Source organism: Teichococcus deserti (genome assembly GCF_001982615.1).
Taxonomy (GTDB): domain Bacteria; phylum Pseudomonadota; class Alphaproteobacteria; order Acetobacterales; family Acetobacteraceae; genus Pseudoroseomonas; species Pseudoroseomonas deserti.
The window spans coordinates 1-2,108 of the sequence record NZ_MLCO01000112.1 but is presented as its reverse complement, the minus strand read 5'-3'; the positions used below and the strand labels follow the sequence as shown (position 1 = coordinate 2,108).

The window sequence follows — 2,108 nt, the reverse complement described above, 5'->3', positions numbered from 1 at the left end:
TGACCACCACCCAGGTGGGCGCGCTGACCACGACGCAGCTGGCCTCGCTGGCCGCCATGCAGGTCAAGGGGCTCGAGACCACCGACCTCGCCGCGCTGACCACGACGCAGATGGCCGGGCTCGGCTCGGCTCAGCTGGCGGCGCTGACCACCACCCAGCTGCGCGGCATCGAGAGCACCGACCTCGCCGTCCTCGGCACCGCGCAGCTGCGCGGCCTGTCGTCGAGCCAGCTGGCCGCGCTGACCACCACCCAGCTCGGCGCGCTGACCACGACGCAGATGGCGAGCCTGGCCACCAGCCAGGTGATCGGCCTGACCACGACCCAGGTCGCCGCGCTCGACACCACGCAGATCGCCAGCCTGACCACCACCCAGCTGGCGGCGCTGACCACGGCGCAGGTGCGCGGCTTCGAGACCACCGACCTCGCCGCGCTGACCACGACGCAGGTGATCGGCCTGACCTCTGGCCAGCTGGCGGCGCTGACCACGACGCAGGTCGCGGCGCTGGAATCGACCGATGTCGGCGCGCTGCGCACCACCCAGCTGCGCGGCCTGGCCTCCAGCCAGGTGGCGGCGCTGACCACGACGCAGCTCGGCGCGCTGACCACGACGCAGATCGGCGGCCTGTCCACCCAGCAGCTGGTCGGCCTGACCACGACGCAGCTGGTGGCGCTCGACACCACGCAGATCGGCGGCCTGACCTCCTCGCAGCTCGGCATCCTGACCACGGCGCAGCTGCGGGCGCTCGAGACCAGCGACATCGCGGCGCTCAGCACCACCCAGCTGCGCGGCCTGACCGTGGCGCAGCTCGGCGCGCTCAGCACGACGCAGCTGGCGGCGGTGACCACCACCCAGGTGCGGGCGCTGACCAACACCCAGGTCGCCGGTCTGACCTCGACCCAGCTGGGCGCGCTCGACACCACCCAGGTCACCGCGCTGCTGACCAGCCAGCTCGGTGCGCTGACGACGGCGCAGCTGCGCGGGCTCGAGACCACCGACCTCGCCGCGCTGACCACGACGCAGATGGCCGGGCTGACCTCGGCGCAGCTGGCCTCGCTGACCACGACGCAGCTGGCCGGGCTCGAAACCACTGACCTCGCGGTGCTGACCACGACGCAGCTGCGCGGCCTCACTTCGGGCCAGGTCGCCGGGCTGAACACGACGCAGATCGCGGCGCTGACCACGACCCAGCTGGCCGGCCTCACCACCGCCCAGGTGAAGGGCTTCGAGACCACCGACCTGGTCGCGCTGACCACGACGCAGATGGCCGGCATCACCGCGTCCCAGCTCGGCGCGCTGAGCTCGACCCAGCTGCGCGCGCTCGAGACCACCGACCTCGCGGTGCTGGCCACCAGCCAGATCCGCGGCCTGGACTCCAGCCAGCTGGCCGGGCTGACCACGACGCAGGTGGCCGGGCTGACCACCACGCAGGTCGCCGGGCTGACGACGACGCAGGTCGCCGGCTTCACCTCGACCCAGGTCGCGGCGCTGACCACGACCCAGGTCGTGGCCCTGGCCAGCAGCCAGATCGCCGGCCTGTCGACCGGGCAGATCCGCGGCTTCGACACCACCGACCTGGTCGCCCTGACCACCACCCAGATGGCCGGGCTGACCTCGACCCAGCTGGCCTCGCTGACCACGACGCAGCTGGTCGGCATCGAATCGACCGACCTCGCGGTGCTGGGCACGGCGCAGCTGCGCGGCCTGACCTCGACGCAGGTGGCCGCGATCACCACGACGCAGCTCGGCGCGCTGAGCTCGACGCAGGTCGGCGGGCTGACCTCGGCGCAGCTGGCGGGGCTGACCACCACCCAGGTGGTGGCGCTGTCCACCACTCAGGTCGGCGGCCTCGGCTCGGCCCAGGTCGCGGCGCTGTCCACCGCCCAGCTGCGGGCGATGGAGACCACCGACCTGGTGACGCTCTCCACCACCCAGCTGCGCGGGCTGAGCTCCAGCCAGCTCGGCGCGCTGACCACCACCCAGTCGGCGCTGCTGACCACCACCCAGGTGGCCGGGCTGAACGCCACCCAGGTGAAGGGGCTGACCACCGCCCAGGTCGCGGCGCTGACCACCACCCAGGTGGGCGCGCTGACCACGACGCAGCTGGCC

General features: G+C 73.1%; 1 protein-coding gene. It reads left to right on the top strand.

What is annotated here, in order from left to right:
• Nucleotides 1–2,108: beta strand repeat-containing protein (locus BKE38_RS32055; RefSeq protein WP_367595792.1), on the top strand; the 2,108-nt coding region annotated here is incomplete at both ends.